The organism is Bacillota bacterium (assembly GCA_024655925.1).
Classification (GTDB): Bacteria; Bacillota; DTU025; order DTU025; family JANLFS01; genus JANLFS01.
In genome coordinates, this window is record JANLFS010000076.1 from 1 (window position 1) to 14,978 (window position 14,978).

A 14,978-nucleotide genomic window follows, 5' to 3' on the forward strand; every position below is an offset into this window, starting at 1 on the left:
TCAGACGCGGCGCTGGAATCCCAAGATGTCGAAGTACATCTTCACCTCGCGCAACGGCATATACATCATCGACCTTCAGAAGACCGTACGGAAGGTTGAGGAGGCTTACCAGTTCGTCCGGTCCAAGGTGCAAGAAGGTGGGACTGTCCTCTTCGTGGGAACCAAGAAGCAAGCCCACGCCACTGTGGCCGAGGAGGCCCAGCGGTGCGGGATGTTCTGGGTCAATGAGCGTTGGCTGGGTGGCATGCTCACCAACTTCGCAACCATTCGCAAGCGAGTGGAGAGGATGAAGACCCTCGAGCGGATGGAGGAGGACGGCTCCCTCGAGGCGCTCCCAAAGAAGGAAGCCCAGGGGCTTATGAACGAGAGGGCCAAGCTCCAGCAGCACCTCTCAGGAATACGGGACATGAAGCACCTGCCTGATGTGGTGTTTATCATAGACCCACGAAAAGAGAAGATCGCCGTCGCGGAGGCACGCCGGCTGAACATCCCGATAGTCGCGATAGTCGACACAAACTGTGATCCTGACGAGATCGACTACGTGATCCCTGGCAACGACGACGCGATCCGGGCGGTCAGGCTGCTTACATCGAAGATGGCTGACGCCGTCATCGAAGGCCGAGAGGGACTTGACCAGGCGCCGCCTGAGGATGAGGCTGACGAGGGCCCAGCGATCGTCGAGATTCCAGCAGAGATGGCCCCAGAACAGGTTCCCGTGCCCGGCGGGCCGGCGGCGGGACGATAATTGCGGAGGGACCCTGATCATATGGAAATCACCGCTGCGATGGTTAAGGATCTTCGCGAGCAAACAGGCGCGGGGATGATGGACTGCAAGAGGGCTCTCACCGAAGCGTCAGGTGATATGGAGCGGGCCGTGATGGTCCTGCGCGAACGAGGCTTAGCGGCCGCAGCCAAGCGCGCCGGCAGGGAGACAGCGGAGGGCGTCATCGATTCCTACATCCACATGGGTGGGAGGATCGGCGTCCTCATAGAGGTCAACTGCGAGACAGATTTCGTCGCGAAGAACGAGAGATTCCGTCAGCTGGTTCGGGATCTCGCAATGCAGGTGGCCGCGGCCCGACCCTCGTACGTGTCCCGTGAAGAGGTTCCAGCAGAAATCCTCGAGCGCGAGCGCGAAGTGTACCGGGCTCAGGCTCTGAACGAAGGGAAGCCCGAGAAGTTCGTCGACAAGATCGTCGAAGGTCGCCTCGAGAAGTTCTTCCAGGAAGCCTGCCTGCTGGATCAGGCTTTCATACGGGATCCTGAACGCACGGTCGCTGATGTGATCCGTGAGGTAATCGGGGTTCTTGGGGAGAACATCACCGTCCGTAGGTTCGTCAGGTTCGAACGGGGAGAGGCAAACTGACAGAGAGCAAACGAAGAGAACACTCCGGTGTTCTCTTTGTTTGTTACCCTCACGGTGAGTGAAGGAAAAGCCTTGTCCTCATCGAATCTTAGCCAGAGGTGAGTGTGTTGGATGAACCCAGGTTCAGGCGAGTCGTGCTCAAGCTGTCCGGGGAGGCGCTTGCCGGTGAGAAGGGCTATGGTGTAGACCTTGACACGGTGACGTGGATTGCCCGGGAGATCCAGGAAGCCTATGCCCTGGGAGTTCAGATAGCCATAGTCGTGGGCGGGGGGAACATCTGGAGAGGCGCACAGGCCAGTGGGCGCGGCATGGACCGTAGCACGGCTGACTATGTAGGCATGCTTGCCACGGTGATAAACTCCGTTGCTCTGCAAGATGCCCTCGAGCGCCTAGGCATACCCACGAGGGTCCTCACTGCCCTTGAGATCAGGGAGATAGCCGAGCCGTACATCCGGCGGCGCGCCGTGCGTCATCTTGAGAAAGGACGAGTGGTGATATTCGGGGCGGGGACCGGAAACCCATTCTTCTCGACAGACACCACTGCGGCACTTCGCGCTGCGGAGATCGAAGCGGAGATAATCCTGATGGCCAAGCGCGTGGATGGAGTGTACGATTCCGACCCGGTGTCCAATCCCAACGCCGTGCTGTTTCGGGAACTCACCTATATCGATGTAATAAACCGTGGCTTGAAGGTCATGGATTCGACGGCTGCTTCGCTTTGCATGGATAACGGCATCCCCATAATGGTCTTCAACCTCCTGTGTCCAGGCAATATCAAGAGGGCTGTCATGGGGGAGCCCGTCGGCACGATCGTTAGGAGGGATGAGACTTGTACAAGGACGAACTGAAGAGAGCCGAAGAGAGAATGAAAGCCGTGATCGAAGCGACGCAGAGGGAGTTCGCAGGAGTGCGGACCGGCCGCGCAAACCCCGCTCTGCTGGATCGGGTGGTCGTTGACTACTACGATACCCCCACCCCCCTTGTGCAGCTCGCCAATGTGTCCGCTCCTGAACCCAGACTTCTCGTGGTCACACCGTGGGACAGGTCCGTGCTCGGCAGGATCGAGAAGGCTATCCTCAAGGCGGACATCGGGCTTGTCCCTACCAATGACGGGAACGTAATACGGATGACTATACCTCACCTCACAGAGGAGAGGCGTCGCGAACTGGTGAAGCTGGTCCGGAAGATGGCCGAGGAGATGCGTGTGGCTGTCCGGAATATCCGACGGGACGTTATGGAGTCTGTCAAGGGACTTGAGAAGGAAGGGACGATCTCCGAGGACGATTTGAAGAGGGCGCAGGAAGAGATCCAGAAACTCACCGACAAGTACGTGGGCGAAATCGACAAGCTTCTCGCCGCCAAGGAAGTGGAGATCCTTCAGGTGTAGAAGAAACCGGTCTTCCGGCATGTCGAAGCCCCCTCAGTTCGAGGGGGTTCTTGACATGTTCGGGACCCGAGCCTGATGCATGGGGAGGCAATCCAGTTGCTGCCGTCGCATATAGCCATAGTAATGGACGGCAACGGCCGTTGGGCAAGAAGGCGCGGGCAACCGAGGCTGTTCGGCCATCGCGCAGGAGTGCAAGTAGCCAGGGACGTTGTAATCGCCGCCCGGGACCTCGGAGTGAAAGTGGTCACGCTTTACGCGTTCTCCACGGAGAACTGGAAGCGCCCGGCGGAGGAAGTGCAGGGCATCTTCAGCCTGCTCGAGGAGTTCTTCGCGCGAGGGGTCGGGGAACTCGCAGGATCAGGCGTTAAGGTGCGGGTCATAGGGGACAGGGAGCGGCTCCCCGAGTCCGTCAGGCGTGTGGCGGAGGAGGCGGAGGAGAAGACTCGTCACTGCACCGCGATGACGGTCAATGTGGCACTGAATTACGGCGGCAGGTGGGATCTGGTCTCGGCGGCCCGTTCTCTCGTGGAGGATGCTGTCCACGGCAGAATCGGAAAGCAGGATGTGACAGAGGAGGCCATCTCCGCCAGGTTGTCTACCGCTGGGCAACCTGACCCGGACCTCATCCTCCGAACAGGCGGGGAGAATCGGTTGAGCAACTTCCTTCTGTGGCAAGCGGCCTACTCGGAGATCTGGGTGACACCCAAACTGTGGCCGGATTTCACTGCGGAGGACCTGAAGAGCGCCATCCGAGATTTCGAGACGAGGGAGCGCAGGTACGGGTCGGTAGGAACGGAGAGGTGATCGTGTTGGCGGCCAGGTACATAGTGGGGGTCCTCGGGGCTCCGATCGCCATCTACCTCGTCTACCGCGGTGGCCTGCTGTTTGCTGCTGCCCTTGCAGCACTCGCAGCTATCGGCGGGTTCGAGTATACTCGGCTCGCTCAGATGAAGTCGTGGAAGCCAAGCCCGCCGGTTCTGATGGGGGGAGCTCTCCTGTTCATGTTGGACGCCTCCCTTTTCGGCGGCAAGTTCTCTGAGCCCGCTCTCGCTCTCGTACTCCTCGCTGGTTTATCCGTCCAAGTGATGAGAGGGATCCCTGCGAATGGGGTGGGGGGGCCTGCGCTCGAAACATTCGGGGCCATATACTGCGGATGGACACTCTCGAAGCTTCTCCTGATCCGCACGCAGTACGGGGACGCGGGATTCGGACTCGCCATGGGAGTGCTCGTGGTCGTGTGGATGGGAGACTTGGGGGCGTTCTTCACTGGCATCAAGTTTGGCAGGACCAAGCTGGCTCCAGCCCTGTCGCCCAGGAAAACGGTGGAGGGCGCGGTTGGAGGGGCGGTCTGGTCTCTTACGGGATCCGCCGTCTTCAAACTGTTGGGTGATGCAACCGGCCTGTGGTATACTCTTGAATGGCCGCATGCCCTGACTCTTGCGGCGCTTCTCTCACTCTCCGGCCAGATTGGGGACCTGGCGGAGTCCGCGATGAAGCGAGACGCTGGAGTGAAAGATGCGGGGCGGCTCTTTCCGGGGCACGGGGGCGTGTTGGACCGGTTCGATTCGCTGTTATTTGCGAGCCCCGTGGCGTATTACTACATCCGGCTGGTACTCTAGCGCCCCCTGGGGGTTTGGCCTGGAGGTGCGTTTGTGAGCAACTACGCGAAGGCCGCCATCGCTACGGCGGCTCTCCTTGTGTTCGTGTATATCGCCGTCAGATTCGTCCTTCCGCTGTTCACGCCTTTTGTGGTTGCAGTCATACTCGCAGCCCTGATAGATCCAGTGGTCAACCTCATCACTCGCAGGCTCAAGGTATCCCGCGGGGTCGCGGTGCTCGCAGTCCTAATCGTGGCGGGTGTGGTTCTCGGGGTGCTAGTGTCGATCGGCATTGCCGAGCTTATCCTCGAGATCGACCAACTGTCAAAGAACTTGGGTGCACTCGACAAGTCCCTCGGTCAGGTGCTTGAGGACTTGATTGCCCGGGCGACGCGCGTGTTCGAGAGTCTGCCAGGTCCGATCGCCGACACCATCCGGGCGAACCAAGGAAGAGTGTTCGCGGTGCTCGAAAGCATAGTCATCTCTCTGTCCGGAATGCTCCGGAGTCTCCCTCAGGTGCTGCTGGTCTTCGTCGTGAGCCTGGTATCGACGTTCTTCGTTTCCAGAGACAAGGAGATCATAGGTGACTTCATCTTCCAGGCGATGCCGAGAGCCTGGCAGAAGCAACTCCGGCGAGTCCGGCGGGAACTCCTCTCGGCGTTCATCGGGTACATACGGGCTCTTTTCGTGCTGTTGTCGATCACCGCGACGTTGTCCATTGTCGGCTTGTCCATCCTTGGTGTCAACTACGCGTGGCTTCTAGGTATCGCCGCAGGCCTCCTGGACGTCATCCCGCTGATCGGGCCGTCCGCGCTCTACCTTCCTTGGGCAGCGTACCACTTCACCGCAGGGAACATCGGTTTCGGCATCGGGCTCCTGGTGGTTCTGTCTTCTGCTGCCCTGGTGCGGCAACTGGCGGAGGCCAGGGTTATCGGTCGAAATATCGGGCTGCACCCTCTCGCGGCCCTCGTCTCGGTGTACGCTGGGATTCGGCTGTTCGGTGTGAAGGGGTTCTTCGTTGGTCCCCTGACCGTGATATTCTTGAAGGCGATCCTCACATCGCTTATACTGCCAATGTTCCCTCTCGATGGAGAGCCGCGCCCATGAGGAGCTTGCGAGTACTCGGGTCCACAGGTTCGGTGGGGCGTCAGGCTCTGGAAGTCGCCCGTTCCCTGGGCATGAGAGTGACCGGGCTGTCAGCCATGTCCAACGTAAGTCTGCTCGCCGCACAGGCAAGGGAGTTCAGGCCCCACGAGGTCTGCGTGGCCGATGCGGCCCTTGCGGCGGACCTTGCCCGCGAGCTTGCGGGGGTCTCACCTTTTCCCCGACTGCTGGCAGGTGCGGAGGGCCTGGCAGAGCTGGCGGCATCCGGGGTTTGCGGTGAGGAGATCGTCCTCAATGCGGTCGTGGGCTCGGCCGGAATCCTGCCGACGCTGGCTGCGATCGATGCAGGCCAGGACGTCGCACTGGCCAACAAGGAGACACTAGTGGCTGCAGGTTACCATGTGATGCGTGCTGCTGGTGAACGAGGTGTCACAGTCCGCCCTGTTGACTCCGAGCACTCGGCTGTGTGGCAGTGCCTGTGGGGTGAGGATCGGGCCCGAGTCGCCAGGGTGATCCTCACTGCTTCGGGAGGGCCTTTCCGGGACAGGGAGGACTTGTCCGATGTGACGCCCGAGGCGGCGGTGGCCCACCCCAATTGGCGCATGGGACCGAAGATCTCGGTGGACTCCGCGACGATGATGAACAAGGCCCTGGAAGTGGTCGAGGCCAGGTGGCTCCTGGGGATCCCTGTTGAGGCCATCGAGATCCTGGTCCACAGGGAGAGTATCGTTCACTCGATGGTGGAGTTCGTCGACGGGTCGGTCAAGGCGCAACTCGGGACTGCGGACATGCGCACTCCCATACAGGTTGCCCTCACTTATCCCCACAGGCTTCCTGGGCTTGCCTCCGGGCTGGAACTGGCCACGATCGGAAGCCTCACTTTCGAGAGGCCCGACGTTAACAGGTTTCCAGCGGTCGGCCTCGGGCATGCCGCCCTCAGAAGGGGCGGGGTAGTGCCGGCAGTGATGTCGGCCGCGAACGAGGAGGCTGTCAACCTGTTCCTTTCGGGGAAGATTAGGTTTCAGGACATCACCCGCCTGGTCATTCGGTCCATGGATGCTTCACCGGATGTGGATTCGGCCTCGTTGGACGATATCGCCTTGGCGGACCGGTGGGCCCGCGAATACGTGAGGGGAAGGTGCAGTGAGTGCACGCGATAGCTTTTCTCGTAGTCATCGGGATTGTCGTGTTCGCCCACGAGCTCGGGCACTACCTGGCAGGGCGGCTCGCAGGCGTCAGGATATACGAGTTTGCACTGGGGTTTGGGCCGAGAGTTGCCTCGAAGAAGATCGGTGAGACAGTGTATGCTATCCGGGCGTTCCCGCTCGGAGGCATGACAAGATTCGCGGGCATGGCTGAAGGCCTGGACTCGGAGGGCCGTGAGGGAAGAGACGACCCCAGAGGGTTTGCCAGGCAACCGTTTGTAAGCAAGGCTTTCATCATTGCGGCGGGACCGCTCATGAACTTCCTTCTGGCCGTGATCATCCTCACTGCTCTTTTTGCGGCCCAGGGTGTCCCGGTTGCATCGGTGGCCACCGTGCTGCCGGATTCTCCGGCGGCGGAAGCAGGGTTGCGCCCTCGCGACATGATCAGGGCGATCAACGGCAGGCCTGTCGCAAGTGTCGGAGGGTTCATCTCCACTGTGTCAAGCAGTTGGGGCAAAGAGCTGCGACTCCGGGTGGAAAGAGAAGGGCAGACGGTAGAGGTGTCAGTGATTCCCAGGTACGATGCGGAGGCAGGCATGGGGCGCATCGGCGTCACTCTGATGGAGACCCCCGAGCATTCTGGGTTGGCGGGCACCGTGACGGGTGCGGCGAGGTACACCTGGGGGCTCGTGGATACCACGATCTCATCCGTGGGGGCCATGCTCACCGGCAGACTCAAACCTGAGGTTTCCGGTCCCATTGGCATCGCCGACATCTCCGCGCAGGCGGCAAGGGCAGGGTTTTCGAGCCTTCTAATGCTCATCGCGCTTCTGTCGACGAGCCTCGGGCTCCTCAACCTGATGCCAATTCCCATACTTGATGGTGGGTGGCTTGTGTTGCTCGCTCTGGAAGCAGCAAGAGGGAAACCCCTCACTCCGGAGGTTGAGAACATGGCCCGTCTGGTGGGCCTTGCGCTCATCGTTCTGCTTCTGGTGTACGCCACCGTGAACGACATCTCACGGCTCGTGGGCCAGATGTAGCACGGGCACGGACTAGGAAAGGGGGAGCGGGCTGTGGGCGCGACCCGCAGAGAGACGAAACAGGTCCGGGCGGGGACAGTTGCATTCGGGGCCGGCGCTCCCATTTCCGTTCAGTCCATGACGAAGACTGATACCCGGGACGCCCAAGCTACCCTGGGTCAGGTTCGCAAGCTCACAGAGGCCGGCTGCGAGGTGGTCAGGATCGCCGTGCCCGATGAAGACGCTGCACGGGCGCTCACCGCGATTCGCGCGGGGACACACGCCGTTCTCGTCGCCGACATTCACTTCAACTACAGGCTTGCCATCATGAGCATGGAGGCGGGGGTGGACAAGCTTCGGATCAACCCGGGCAACATTGGAGGGGAAGCCAGGGTCAGAGAGGTTGTGAGGTGCGCCGCAGACCGAGACATCCCAATCAGGATCGGTGTGAACGCCGGATCACTAGAGCCGGACCTCCTAGCCAGATACGGCATGACACCTCGGGCGATGGTGGAGAGCGCACGCAGGCACGTGGGTATCCTGGAGAGCTTCGGATTCGAGAAGATAGTCGTATCTCTCAAGGCTTCAGACGTGTGGACCACCGTGGAGGCGTACAGGCTTGCGGCATCCGTCATGCCCTATCCGCTCCATCTTGGGCTCACCGAGGCTGGACCACCTCCTTCAGGGATTATCCGGTCTGCAGTGGCATTAGGCATCTTGCTCGGTGAAGGGATAGGTGATACGATCCGCGTAAGCCTGACCGGAGACCCCATCGCGGAAGTACACGCGGGCCGTGAGATACTGCAGGCGCTTGGACTGAGGAGGTTCGGCCCAGTCATCATCTCCTGTCCCACTTGCGGCAGGAGCCGCACCGCACTGGCAGAGACGGCTGAAGCGGTACGAAGGAGCCTTGCCGGGTTGAACGTCCCAATCACCGTCGCTATAATGGGATGCGAAGTGAACGGACCCGGCGAGGCGCGTCACGCAGACGTGGGTCTGGCGTGCGGGGCTGGTTTCGGGCTTCTGTTCCGCAGGGGTGAAGCAGTCCGGCGTGTGCCGGAGAAAGAGATGGTCTCGGCCCTCGTTGCCCTGGCTCATGATGTGGCCCGGAACGCGGCCGCGGCCGAGGAGAATCGGGGGAGTGACCGCAGATGAGGATGTCACAGCTGTTTTCGCCGACGCTCAGGGAGGTACCCTCAGAGGCCGAGATCCCCAGCCATCAGTTGATGCTGCGGGCGGGGCTCATGCGGAAGACTGTGTCCGGGATATACATGTATTTGCCCTTGGGTTACCGAAGCATCAGGAAAGTTGAGCAGATTGTGCGTGAGGAGATGGACCGGCAAGGGGGACAGGAGATCCTCATGTCCGCACTGATGCCTGCGGATATGTGGCGTGCCACCGGCAGGTGGTTGGACTACGGCAACGAGATGTTCCGCCTTACCGACCGTGGAGGGCGTGACATGTGCCTTGGCCCCACCCACGAGGAGTTGGTCACCTCTATCGCCCGTGATGAGATCAGGTCCTACAGGCAGCTCCCGAAGCTTCTCTACCAGATCCAGACGAAGTTTCGCGACGAGATCAGGCCCAGGTTCGGCCTGATGAGAGCGAGAGAGTTCATCATGAAGGACCTTTACAGTTTCGACCGGGACGCCGATGGCCTGGAACAGAGCTACAGGAAGATGTACGTTGCATACTGCCGCACATTCGACAGGTGTGGCCTTCACTACCGCATCGTTGAGGCAGATCCAGGTGCAATCGGGGGCACATCGTCCCACGAGTACATGGTCCTCTCGGATATAGGCGAGGCTGCCCTGGTCTTCTGCGACGCGTGCGGGTATGCGGCCAACGTAGAACAGGCGGAAGCACGTGGGGTCTGGGAGGGTATTGGCGTAACGCCCGCAGAAGGCGGTAGGCCTGGCACCCGTCCGTGCGAGCCTGTGCCCACCCCCGGGGTGCGTACAATCGAGGAACTGGTTTCGTTTCTGAGGGTCCAGCCTGACCAGATGCTCAAGACCCTCATCTACGTGGGGGACGGCACGCCAGTTGCAGCGGTCGTCCGGGGTGACCGGGAACTTAATGAAGTCAAGCTCAAGAAAGCTCTCGGTGTGCGAGAGCTTGAACTCGCCACGCCTGCCGTGATAGAGGAAGTCACAGGCGCGCCCGTCGGGTTTGCGGGACCCGTTGGCCTCAAGCCCGGAGTCCGAATCATCGCCGACTTGGAGGTGCCCTCATTGGTGGCCGGCGTGACCGGTGCGAACGCTGCCGATACCCACCTCGTAGGGGTGTCCTACGGACGAGACTGGCGGGCGGATGTCGTTTGCGATCTCAGGAACGTGGTGAAGGGCGACGCCTGCCCGAGGTGTGGACTCCCCCTGGATGCGGCAAGGGGGGTGGAGGTTGGTCACCTCTTCAAACTCGGGACCAAGTACAGCCGCGTGCTCGGAGCTAAGTTCCTCGACGAGGACGGCACGGAGAAACTCATGATAATGGGATGCTACGGCATCGGAATCACAAGGATCGTGGCCGCGGTTATCGAAGAGCATCATGACGATGACGGGATCATCTGGCCGATGTCTATCGCTCCGTACCACGCAACAGTAGTGCCTGTGAACACCACCGCCCCCGAACAGTTGGAGGTTGCGCAAGCCATATACGGAGATCTGTGGGCTCTGGGTGTAGAAGCGGTTGTAGATGATCGGGACGAGCGTCCGGGCGTGAAATTCAAGGACGCGGACCTCATCGGCTTCCCCGTCCGCGTCACTATCGGCTCTCGGACCCTCGACCATGGGCAGGTGGAGATCAGGATGCGCAGGTCAGGGGAGGTCGAGAGAGTGAGCGTCTCCGACGCCGCGCGCCGGGTGCGAGAGATCGTCGATGGGGAACTCAAGGCACTCGAACCTCGACATCACAGCCTGGACTAGCGAGGTGGGGGAGATCAAGTGAGGGTTTCCGTGGTCGTGCCCGCCTACAACGAGGCGGCAAGGATCGGGGCGGTGATCGGCCCTGTACTGGCCTGGGGCCGTGCCCACGAAGTGGTCGTGGTCGACGACGGCTCCTCAGACGGCACGGCAGAGGCCGCTGCCCAGGCAGGCGCACGTGTTGTCCGGCTGGAGAGGAATGTCGGCAAAGGTGGGGCGGTTGCGAGAGCAATCTCGGAGACCACTGGAGACATCCTGATTTTCCTGGACGCGGACTTGATCGGGTTGACCCCTGAACACCTGGCGTTGCTGTTGAACCCGGTCGCAGAGGGCGATGCCGACATGACTCTTGGCATATTCTCCCGAGGACGGGCCGCAACCGACCTCGCACAGGCCATAACCCCCTGGCTTTCGGGCCAGAGGGCGGTGAGGCGTGATACCCTGGTAGGTCTTGATGCAGGAATCGCCCGGTTCGGCCTGGAGGCCGCCTTGACCAGGTACGCCCGCCGGGCCGGTCTTCGAGTGAGGCAAGTCACCCTCCCCGATCTGACCCACGTGATGAAGGAGGAGAAAATGGGCGCTGTCCGGGGTGTCATATCCCGCCTGCGGATGTACAGGGACATCCTGCGGTCCCTGGTCTCTCGGGACTAGTCTTCCGACCACTACCCGCATTCCATCTGGAGGGTCACTCTTGTCCACCGTATTCATGATAGTTCCCGACAAACAACGCGCCTCACTCAGGTTCATTCTCGACCGAGCCGGCGTGCGCATACCCGACGGCATTGCTCCCGAAAGCCGCATTGAGAGCCTGGTTTTGGATCCGGACCAGCAGTCGTGGCTTGTCCGGGTTGTTCCCGGTGTTTCTGCCGGCCCATCATGCGTGGACGCGGTTCGTGAAGCAATTCAACATCTGCTCGGTGATGGCCGGGAGATCGTCGTGGAATTCACAGACAGCGGAACTAGGTCCACTGGTGGGGACACCACCCTGGAGGAGTGGATAGCCCTCAGGTGGGAGGAGATCGGGCGCGAGTTGGAAGCAGATGCACCTTACCTGGGCTTGTGGCTTTCGAGCGCCAGGTGCCGGGTGAACGGCGGGGCACTCGTCGTAGAAGTGCCAGGCGAAGTGCAGGCGCAGAAACTCGTGGAACGCCGGTGCCACGAGCGAATTGCGGACCTCGCCCAGGAAGCCACGGGTACCCGGCCTGATGTGGTCATAGTCCCGGTGAGGTTCCGGACGGCGGATTCCGGTCCTGACAGCGAGCCTGAGTGTGAGCCTGAGCCCGAACCCGCCCTTGATCCTCCCGGCGAACTCCCGGCGGCGTCCTCCAGGCCAGAGATGGAAGAACCCAAAGCCGAACGTCGGAGGAGGAAGAAAACCGTAACGGACCAGGGTGCGATCCGCGGCAAGCGCATAACGGGTTCACCCCAGCCAATATCCGACCTTACCGAGGGGCAAAGAGGTGCGATCGTCCGGGGAGAGGTCTTCGGGTTAGAGGAGCGGCAGACCAAGAGCGGACTCAAGGTCACCGTCTTTGCCATTACCGACGGGACCGACTCTGTGTTCTGCAAGTGTTTCTCCGGCCCTGGCGATCCGGAGATTCCTCTGTCAGACGGGCAGTATGTCCGGGTCCGGGGCGATGCCCAGTATGACCAGTTCAGCCGCGAGTTGGTCCTCGCAGTCTCTGATATAGTTCCCGACCAGAGGGAGAAGCGGCAGGATCGCGCGGAGGCGAGACGGGTCGAGCTTCATCTTCACACTAAGATGAGCGCAATGGATTCTACCGTGGACGTTGGCCTCGCCGTCCAGCGAGCCGCGGAATGGGGCCACCCCGCCATCGCCATCACTGACCACGGGGTTGTGCAGGCTTTTCCCGATGCACATAAGGCTGCTGTGAAGCACGGCATCAAGCTCATATACGGAATGGAGGCCTATCTGGCGGACTCTCCGGTTACCCCCGACGCGAGGCTTTTCCACGCAACCATTCTCGCACGGGATGCGGAAGGTCTCAGAAACCTGTACAGACTTGTCACATCGTCCCACATTGAGCACTTCCACCGCCACCCGAGGATCCCCAGAGATCTTCTGTGCTCGCTTCGCAGAGGGCTTCTCGTTGGGTCGGCATGCGAGGCGGGAGAGGTCTTCGGCATGGTTCTGGAAGGCGCCAGCGAGGAGGATCTCACCCGAACAGCCTCGTTCTACGATTTCCTCGAGATCATGCCGGCGGAAAACAACGCCTTTCTCGTAAGATCGGGAAGACTCGGATCCCTCGACGACGTTCGCGCTCTCAATGCACGCATCTATGAGCTGGGTAAGAGGTTGGGGATACCGGTGGTCGCCACAGGGGACGTCCACTTCCTCGACCCGGAGGACGAGGTCTTTCGCAGGGTCTTGATGGCTGGCCAGAACTACCAGGATGCAGATCTTCAGGCGCCGCTTTATCTCCGCACTACCGACGAGATGCTTGAGGAGTTCTCCTATCTGGGGGATGAGGCAGCTCGTGAGGTTGTGGTCTCGGGGCCCACGGGGATTGCCGAAAGAATCGAGGAGCTCTCCCCTGTCCCACATGAACTGGCCAGACCCGAGATCGAAGGCGCTGACGAGTCAGTGCGTTCTTCGGCTTATGCGCGCGCGACTGAACTCTACGGAGACCCTCTGCCAGGCATTGTCCGTGATAGGCTTGAGCGTGAGCTCAGGGCGATCATCGGGCACGGGTATGCAGTCATCTATGATATCGCCCGGAGGCTCGTACGGAAATCCATCGACAACGGGTACCCTGTCGGCTCCCGGGGTTCAGTAGGCTCGTCCCTCGTCGCAATGATGTGCGGAATCACGGAAGTAAACCCACTGCCCCCGCACTATCTATGTCGCAAGTGCAGGTTCAGCCAGTTCGACCACGGCCACCATGCCGCATCCGGGTACGATCTTCCCGCACGCACATGCCCGGTTTGCGGAGCGGTCCTGCACAAGGAAGGCCAGGGGATCCCCTTCGAGGTTTTCCTCGGATTTGAGGGTGACAAGGTACCTGACATCGACCTGAACTTCTCCGGGGAGTACCAGTCCGAGATACACAGGTACGCGGAAGAGCTCTTCGGGTCGGACCACGTGTTCCGCGCCGGGACCATCGCGACTATTGCGGAGAAGACCGCATATGGTTTCGTCCGGGCTTACGCGGAATCGCGAGGTCTTTCCCTTCGTTCGGCCGAGGTGTCGAGGCTTGCAAGGGGATGCTCGGGCGTGAAGCGGACAACAGGCCAGCATCCGGGGGGTGTGATGGTCCTACCCAGAGGCAGAGACATTCACGAATTCACACCGGTGCAGCATCCAGCGAACGACCGGGACTCGGCCACCGTCACGACCCACTTCGAATACAAGACGGTTCACGATTGCCTTCTCAAACTCGACCTCCTGGGCCACGACGACCCCACCATGATAAAGATGCTGGAGGACCTGACAGGGGTTCCCGCGTCGTCTGTGCCTATGGACGATCCGCAGACTATGTCGATCTTCTCCGGTGTCCAGGCTCTGGGCCTCACCCCGGAGCGGGCCGGGGCGAACGTCGGCACTCTTGGGATCCCCGAATTCGGGACGAAGTTCGTGAGGGGCATGCTCGAAGAGACTCGCCCGTCTACCTTTGCCGAGCTGGTAAGGATAAGCGGACTGTCTCACGGTACGGACGTGTGGCTCAACAATGCGCAAGAGCTCATAAGGACGGGCAAGGCCCGCCTGGCCGAGGTTATCTCGGTCAGAGATGACATCATGAACTGCCTGATAGATGCAGGGATGCCTCCGAAGGTTGCCTTTCGCATAATGGAGCGGGTGCGGAAGGGTAACGGTGTCTCTCCGGAGGACGCCGAGATCATGTCCCGGTACACCGTCCCTGAATGGTACGTCGACTCGTGCAACAAGATAAAATACATGTTCCCGAAGGCACACGCTGTCGCCTACGTAATGATGGCCTTCAGGATTGCCTTCTACAAGGTGCACTACCCCTTGGCCTTCTATGCGGCGCATTTCACCATAAGGGCATCGGAGTTCGATTCGTCTTTCGCGAGCATGGATGCTGCCTCGATGCGGGCGTTCATGGCCTCCATAGAGGCCAAGGTGGACGCAACGCCCCGCGAGAGGAACGTCGTTACAGTGCTGGAGGTCGCCAGAGAAGCACACGAACGGGGCGTACGCTTCGCTGGAGTGGATGTTCGCCGTTCGGACGCGACGAGGTTCACAGTGGAAGGCGATGCTTTGAGGTTGCCTTTGGTCACCGTGGCAACCCTGGGTGAAGCGGCTGCGGCGAGTGTGGTGGAGGCCAGGGCAGAGAGGCCTTTCTCATCAGTCCTCGACATCCGCGAGCGAACCCGGCTTACAAGGTCCCAAGTGGAGACACTCAGGGAGATCGGGGCGATCGGAGACCTGCCCGATACAGACCAGCTAAGCCTCTTCTAG

Annotated in this window: 13 protein-coding genes; all 13 read left to right on the forward strand. The window is 60.8% G+C overall.

Features of this window, described 5'->3' with window-relative positions; genetic code table 11:
* Positions 1–745 (forward strand): 30S ribosomal protein S2 (gene rpsB, locus NUW23_11540; protein MCR4426796.1); only part of this gene is annotated, 745 nt, incomplete at its 5' end.
* Positions 746–766: 21 nt separating this feature from the next.
* Positions 767–1,366: a translation elongation factor Ts gene (tsf, locus tag NUW23_11545; protein MCR4426797.1), complete on the forward strand. Its 600-nt coding sequence runs from the start codon at positions 767–769 to the stop codon at positions 1,364–1,366.
* A 107-nt stretch (positions 1,367–1,473) separates the two neighbouring features.
* On the forward strand, positions 1,474–2,214 hold the full coding sequence (pyrH, locus tag NUW23_11550; GenBank protein MCR4426798.1) for a UMP kinase: 741 nt from the start codon (positions 1,474–1,476) through the stop codon (positions 2,212–2,214).
* Positions 2,215–2,231: 17 nt separating this feature from the next.
* On the forward strand, positions 2,232–2,753 hold the full coding sequence (gene frr / locus NUW23_11555) for a ribosome recycling factor (protein MCR4426799.1): 522 nt from the start codon (positions 2,232–2,234) through the stop codon (positions 2,751–2,753).
* Positions 2,754–2,849: 96 nt separating this feature from the next.
* Positions 2,850–3,557 carry an isoprenyl transferase gene (locus NUW23_11560; GenBank protein MCR4426800.1) on the forward strand — a complete coding sequence of 236 codons (708 nt, stop codon included), beginning with the start codon at positions 2,850–2,852 and terminating at the stop codon, positions 3,555–3,557.
* 5 nt (positions 3,558–3,562) lie between these two features.
* Positions 3,563–4,372 carry a phosphatidate cytidylyltransferase gene (locus tag NUW23_11565; GenBank protein ID MCR4426801.1) on the forward strand — a complete coding sequence of 270 codons (810 nt, stop codon included), beginning with the start codon at positions 3,563–3,565 and terminating at the stop codon, positions 4,370–4,372.
* 33 nt (positions 4,373–4,405) lie between these two features.
* Positions 4,406–5,458, forward strand: coding sequence for a sporulation integral membrane protein YtvI (gene ytvI / locus NUW23_11570; protein MCR4426802.1), 1,053 nt, complete (start codon positions 4,406–4,408; stop codon positions 5,456–5,458).
* Entirely contained in the window at positions 5,455–6,615 is a 1,161-nt protein-coding gene (gene dxr, locus NUW23_11575; protein MCR4426803.1) for a 1-deoxy-D-xylulose-5-phosphate reductoisomerase, read from the forward strand. The genes ytvI and dxr overlap by 4 nt, the downstream gene beginning before the upstream one ends.
* Entirely contained in the window at positions 6,603–7,640 is a 1,038-nt protein-coding gene (gene rseP / locus NUW23_11580; protein MCR4426804.1) for an RIP metalloprotease RseP, read from the forward strand. The genes dxr and rseP overlap by 13 nt, the downstream gene beginning before the upstream one ends.
* A gap of 33 nt (positions 7,641–7,673) precedes the next feature.
* Entirely contained in the window at positions 7,674–8,774 is a 1,101-nt protein-coding gene (ispG, locus tag NUW23_11585; protein ID MCR4426805.1) for a flavodoxin-dependent (E)-4-hydroxy-3-methylbut-2-enyl-diphosphate synthase, read from the forward strand.
* Positions 8,771–10,540 carry a proline--tRNA ligase gene (locus NUW23_11590; protein MCR4426806.1) on the forward strand — a complete coding sequence of 590 codons (1,770 nt, stop codon included), beginning with the start codon at positions 8,771–8,773 and terminating at the stop codon, positions 10,538–10,540. Before ispG ends, NUW23_11590 begins: the two co-directional genes overlap by 4 nt.
* Before the next feature lie 18 nt (positions 10,541–10,558).
* Positions 10,559–11,188 (forward strand): glycosyltransferase family 2 protein, encoded by a 630-nt coding sequence (locus NUW23_11595; protein ID MCR4426807.1) that lies wholly within the window; start codon positions 10,559–10,561, stop codon positions 11,186–11,188.
* Positions 11,189–11,228: 40 nt separating this feature from the next.
* A complete protein-coding gene (locus NUW23_11600; protein MCR4426808.1) occupies positions 11,229–14,978 on the forward strand; it encodes a PolC-type DNA polymerase III in 3,750 nt (1,249 codons plus the stop codon).